The sequence below is a fragment of the Clostridium thailandense genome (assembly GCF_019207025.1).
GTDB classification, from domain to species: domain Bacteria; phylum Bacillota; class Clostridia; order Clostridiales; family Clostridiaceae; genus Clostridium_AM; species Clostridium_AM thailandense.
In genome coordinates this window covers 1-5,396 of the sequence record NZ_JAEEGC010000242.1, presented here as the reverse complement: position 1 = coordinate 5,396, position 5,396 = coordinate 1, and the positions used below count along the sequence as shown (strand labels likewise).

General features: G+C 28.2%; 6 protein-coding genes. 5 read left to right on the top strand and 1 reads right to left on the bottom strand.

The window, feature by feature from the left end; translation table 11 throughout:
• Positions 1-456: 456 nt before the first annotated feature.
• On the top strand, positions 457-600 hold the full coding sequence (locus I6U48_RS29205) for a hypothetical protein (RefSeq protein WP_218324029.1): 144 nt from the start codon (positions 457-459) through the stop codon (positions 598-600).
• A gap of 110 nt (positions 601-710) precedes the next feature.
• On the opposite strand, the gene nudC is transcribed toward I6U48_RS29205, so the two are convergent.
• Positions 711-1,487: an NAD(+) diphosphatase gene (gene nudC, locus I6U48_RS29200; protein WP_218324028.1), complete on the bottom strand. Its 777-nt coding sequence runs from the start codon at positions 1,485-1,487 to the stop codon at positions 711-713.
• 357 nt (positions 1,488-1,844) lie between these two features.
• Here nudC and I6U48_RS29195 point away from each other — a divergent pair, with 357 nt between their 5' ends.
• From I6U48_RS29195 to I6U48_RS29180, 4 genes are all read left to right on the top strand, one after another.
• Entirely contained in the window at positions 1,845-2,198 is a 354-nt protein-coding gene (locus tag I6U48_RS29195; protein WP_218324027.1) for a response regulator, read from the top strand.
• Positions 2,199-2,538: 340 nt separating this feature from the next.
• Positions 2,539-3,048 carry a translation initiation factor IF-3 gene (gene infC / locus I6U48_RS29190; RefSeq protein WP_218324030.1) on the top strand — a complete coding sequence of 170 codons (510 nt, stop codon included), beginning with the start codon at positions 2,539-2,541 and terminating at the stop codon, positions 3,046-3,048.
• Between the two features lie 341 nt (positions 3,049-3,389).
• The gene (locus I6U48_RS29185) at positions 3,390-4,064 is read left to right on the top strand and encodes a cobalamin B12-binding domain-containing protein (protein WP_218324026.1); all 675 of its coding nucleotides are present in this window, start codon (positions 3,390-3,392) and stop codon (positions 4,062-4,064) included.
• 3 nt (positions 4,065-4,067) lie between these two features.
• A complete protein-coding gene (locus I6U48_RS29180; protein ID WP_218324025.1) occupies positions 4,068-5,144 on the top strand; it encodes a uroporphyrinogen decarboxylase family protein in 1,077 nt (358 codons plus the stop codon).
• The last annotated feature ends 252 nt before the right edge of the window (positions 5,145-5,396 follow it).

Below are 5,396 nucleotides of genomic sequence, written 5' to 3'. Positions count from 1 at the left end.
AGTGCTTATTTTTCTAAATATCCATGGTCGAAAATTGACTTATATGAATAATAATCAATACTGTAGATAATCACTAGTTTTAATGGTTTTATACAACTTTTATAATAATTATTTTATTATAGCATAAAATAATAATACCCTCTATTCTACATTGGAATTTTATTATAGCATATGAGCCTGTGTCCATTTAGGATGCAGGCTTTAAATATTAAAATAATAAAAATATTATTTTGTAATAAAGATTAAAAAATAATATCTGAATTGTATAAAAAAGTTGATATTATGTAAATAATTGTAGTATAATGTGAATATAAGTAGAAAAAATATGTAAAACAATAATTTTAGTTTAAGTATTGAGAAGAAATTATGTAATTTCTTTTGATATACTCAAAACTATGTATTGATTTTTAAGACTTAGAACAAATTGTAACAATTTGTTAAAGAGGAGTGTTACATATGAAAGCAAAAAGAGATAAGTACATTAAAGCATTGATGGAGAAATATAATGTATATGATAAGAGAACGCTGAATAGTGTAATAACGCAAGATGAATATAATAAATTAATAGAACTAGAATTAAGTGCAGTTAGAGGAGTTTAGAAATAGGATTCTTTTTTCTTTGTAAAAATAGGCACTTTAAATATCTGGTTTTAGAGTGTTTGCTAATGGCAAATAGATTTTAATTTTCTAAAATCTATTTGTCATTTCTTCTAGTTTTTATAGTTGCTAACAAACCAATCTATTAGTTTTCTAGCTATACTACCTCCCTTAGGTATAAATGGTAGTTTATTTATATCATACCAATCTGCATCGCTAATTTCTAGACCATCAACTTTCAATTCGCCGCTTTCATACTCACATATGAAAGCTACCATTAATGAATCGGGAAAGGGCCAAGGTTGACTTCCAAAATATTTGATATTTTTAACTCTAATACTTGTTTCTTCAAAAACTTCTCTAGCGACACAATCTTCAAAAGTTTCACCAGGTTCTACAAAACCGGCAATTACACTGTACATATTGTCAATAAAATTTGTGTTATGAGCAAGTAATAACTTTTTATCCTTAATAACAGCAGTTATAATCGCAGGAGATATTCTTGGGTAAATTATAAAACCGCATTCTGGGCAAATTTTTGCTCTTTCATCATCTTTTTCATTTAATAGAGTGCCACATTTATTACAATACTTATATGTTTTATTCCAACTGGCCAAATGAAGCGCTTTTGCAGCTAAATTAAATGTAGATTTATCTAATAATGATATTAGTGATCGAAAATTATAAAACTTAAACTTATTAGGTAAATTCGTTAGTTCATTTATTTCACAAAGTACAAATTCATTTTTATCTTCTATTATAAAAGAATCAAGATTTATTAAGTTTATATTTAAATTATTTATATCACTTTCATTAGGAAAAAATATAAGATTATTTTCAATCTTAATTAATAATTCATTATTTTTAAAAATAAAAAATTGTTTAGTCATGTTTAGTCACATCCTTTAATATCTAGTATACTTGTTTATATTAACATTATTATATGTCATAGTTCAACAAAATTCTATTATTAAATATATATACTTTTCTAAAATTAGTTAAAATGCGGTAAAGTTGCTTTTGCAAATATTGACATTGGATTTCCTACTATAATATAATAGTAATTAATATTTATATTTTTAGAAAATTGCTACAAAAAAAAGCAGTGTTAAATAAAGTGACAAATCATCAATTAAAATTTTTACGCATAAGTAAAATAGTTTTTAATTTATAGAAAATTATAAAGAAACTTTAAGAATATGTTTTAGACCTTGATATTTATTGTTATAATGGAGGAGGAATATTTTATGAAAAAGGTACTTGTTGTTGATGATGCAGCTTTTATGAGGTTATCTCTTAGAACAATGCTTGAAAGAAATGGTTATGAGGTTATTGGAGAAGCTGTAAATGGTTTAGATGCTATTCAAAAATATGCAACATTAAAACCAGAGATTGTAACCATGGATATAACGATGCCAGATATGGATGGTGTTCAAGCTCTTGAGCAAATAAAGAAACTAAATTCTAATGCAGTAGTAATAATTATATCAGCATTGGGACAAGAAACAATGGTAAAGAAGGCTATAATGCTTGGAGCAAAAGGATTTATAGTAAAACCTTATAAGGAAGAACATCTTATTAAAGCTTTAAGTAAGCTATAGTTTATTTAGTCTTTTAATCTTGTAATTAAAGCAGTACTATGATTTATCATAGGATTACTTTAATTGTAAGATTTCTAATATATATTATTTATAAAGTTAACTTTATAAATAAATTAGAAAAATATAGACTTTCTTATAAGATAATGTTAGGATTAAACAAGTATACATAGTATGGATGAACGTTATAATAAATCATAATTTTTACAATAACATTAGAGTAGTTTAATTTGTATGATAAAATTGAACTATATAAACTTTATAAACTTTTTATTAAAAGAGTAATAGTATATATTAACGTAAATAATAACTATATATTATTTAGTAAATTTGGAGGTGTCGCATTATTAATAAAAATTTAAATTTAAACGAGAATATTAGAGCAAAAGAGGTTAGATTAGTTGGCGGAGAGGAAAGTATAATTATTTCCACTAAAGAAGCTTTAAAAATGGCTGAAGAAAGAAATCAGGATTTGGTAGCTATTTCGCCTAAAGCTGATCCACCTGTATGTAAAATAATGGATTATAGTAAATTCCTTTACGAACAAAGCAAAAAAGAAAAGGAAAATAGAAAAAACCAAAAAACTGTTGATATTAAAGAAATAAGATTAAGTCCAAGTATTGAAGAGCATGACATAGAAGTTAAAGCAAATAACGCTAGAAAATTTCTGCAAAGTGATAATAAAGTTAAGGTATCAATTAGATTTAGAGGAAGACAAAATAATTACACTAATGTAGGAAATAAAGTTTTTGAGATATTTCTCTCTAAGGTGGGAGAGATAGGTGTAATTGAAAAACCAGCTAGATTAGAGGGGAACAATATGATTCTAATTTTAGCGCCTAAGAAACATTAAACTATATTGATAATAATTGGTAAATCTATTGCTATGTATACAATTAAGTCTTAAATGCACAATTTAAGACTTAATTAAAGGTTAGTATAATAATGTCCAGTAATTTTAAAATTACTGGACATTATTTATTATATTTCATAATAGAAGCAGCCGACCTAATAAATAATATGAATAAGTATACTGGTAAATTCATGTTAAAATAAAGTGTAGAAGATATCGAGGAGATTGTAATTGCAGGAGCCTTTGGATATCATATAAATGCTGACAGCATAAAACTGTTATCTTTTAGCTTATAGTTAAAAATATATAAATAAAATAAATTAATTGAAGGGAAGATAAAAATGAATGATTTAAGAGAGACTTTACTTAGAGGATTATCAGATGCCGTAGTTGAGATGGAAGAAGAAAAATCTGTTGAGATTGCGAAGGAATGTATTGAAAAAGGAATCAATGCTTATGAAGCTATTGATAAAGGTTTGGCAGATGGTATGAATAGAGCTGGTGTACTTTATGAAGAAGAAGAATATTATATTCCTGAATTATTAATGTGCTCAGATGCCATGTATTCAGGATTAGATGTTTTAAGGCCTCATTTGGAAACCAAAGATACAGATGGTAAACATAAAATTGTAATTGGTGTTGTGCAAGGAGATACTCATGATATAGGTAAAAATTTAGTTAGAATAATGATGGAAACAGAAGGCTTTGAAGTTATAGATATGGGAAGGGATGTACCTCCTAGGAATTTTGTAAATAAAGCTAAAGAAGTTGGTGCTGATATTATTGTGCTGTCAACACTTATGACAACTACAATGGATGGAATGGCAGAGGTTATAAAAATATTGAAAGAAGAAGGTTTAAAAGATAAAGTAAAGGTTATGATTGGTGGCGGACCTATTTCTCAAAGCTATGCAACTAAAATAGGCGCCGACGGATATACAACAGATGCTTCAAAAGCTGCAAAATTTGCAAAAGAATTGGTAAATAAAAATAACAGTTTGGTAAAGGAGGCATAAAATATGATAGATCAAATGACTCCAATGGAAAGAGCGATTGCATTAAATAAGGGACAAGCAGTTGATAGACTGCCTTGTAATCCTAATATAGCTAATGGAGTAGCTCGTATTCATGGATGTAAAATTTCGGATTTTAATACCAGTGGAAAAACTATTGCAGAAGCTCAAATTTCTGCTTATAAAAAATTCGGCATGGATGGGGTTAGAGTCTTTACAGATTTATATGTTTGGGCAGAGGCCATGGGGGCAAAGCTTGATTTGCCAGAGGATAATACAGCAGACTTAGCCAAGCCAGCTATAGATAATTTAGAAGATATCGAAAAATTGAAAGTAGCAAATCCTTTTAAAGATGGGAGACTTCCTGTATTTGTAGATGCAATGAAATACTTAATTGAGGCTCTAGGCAAAGAAGTTCCATGTTCAGGTGGAGTAGTAGGTCCATTTTCTAATGCTTTCTTCTTAGTTGGTGTAGAGAAAATGACAAAGCTATTTTTTAAAAATCCGGAAGCTGTACATAAGCTTTGTGAAATTTCCCTTCAAACATGCATAGAATATTCCAAAGTAATTATTGATTTAGGACTTACACCTACAATATCTGAACCATTAGCTTCTTGCACTATAATAAGCCCTAAACATTTTAGAATATTTTGCTTACCTTATCTAAAAAGATTAATTGAATTCATTCAGTCCAGAGGAAAGGCTGCAGTGCTTCATATATGTGGAAATACTGAAAAGATATGGCCTGATATTGGAGATTTAGCATCCTGTGGAGCTGCCGGCTTTAGTATGGATAACATAGCAAGTTTATCAAAATGCAAAAAAACTTTAGGAGATAAGATGAAAATACTTGGTAATGTGGATCCCTCCAATGTTATGTATGCTGGTACTCATAAAGAAGTTAGGGATGCTGTAATTAATTGTGTACTTGAAGGATATGATAGTCCTAAAGGATATACAATTATGTCAGGATGCAGCCTTCCGGTAGAAACTCCATTAGAGAATATACAAACTATGATGGATACTGCTAGAGAAATTGGATATCCAGTTGATCCTGAAAAATTAAAAAGTATGCTTTTGTAAGTTTTAAACTAAAATTGAGGTGATTATAGATACCCGCACCAGAAAATTAACTTATACTATGAGAATTATTAGTAATAATTGGAATATGTAAACATATTTCTAGAGGACAAAGGACATAGGACATAGGACAGTGAAGGTAAGTTTTCTTCCTTACGTCAGAAAGCTAATTTATTTTTTTAGGCTTGTTTTGTGAGTGTAAAACATCGCTTATTCAAATACTCAGAAAGTAGAAGTTTCTTTTAAATTAAAGAT

Excerpts from the sequence above, each read along its gene's own strand:
- nudC (WP_218324028.1), bottom strand. The coding sequence starts at position 1,487 with ATGACTAAACAATTTTTTATTTTTAAAAATAATGAATTATTAATTAAG.
- I6U48_RS29205 (WP_218324029.1), top strand. The coding sequence starts at position 457 with ATGAAAGCAAAAAGAGATAAGTACATTAAAGCATTGATGGAGAAATAT.
- I6U48_RS29185 (WP_218324026.1), top strand. The coding sequence starts at position 3,390 with ATGAATGATTTAAGAGAGACTTTACTTAGAGGATTATCAGATGCCGTA.
- I6U48_RS29195 (WP_218324027.1), top strand. The coding sequence starts at position 1,845 with ATGAAAAAGGTACTTGTTGTTGATGATGCAGCTTTTATGAGGTTATCT.
- I6U48_RS29180 (WP_218324025.1), top strand. The coding sequence starts at position 4,068 with ATGATAGATCAAATGACTCCAATGGAAAGAGCGATTGCATTAAATAAG.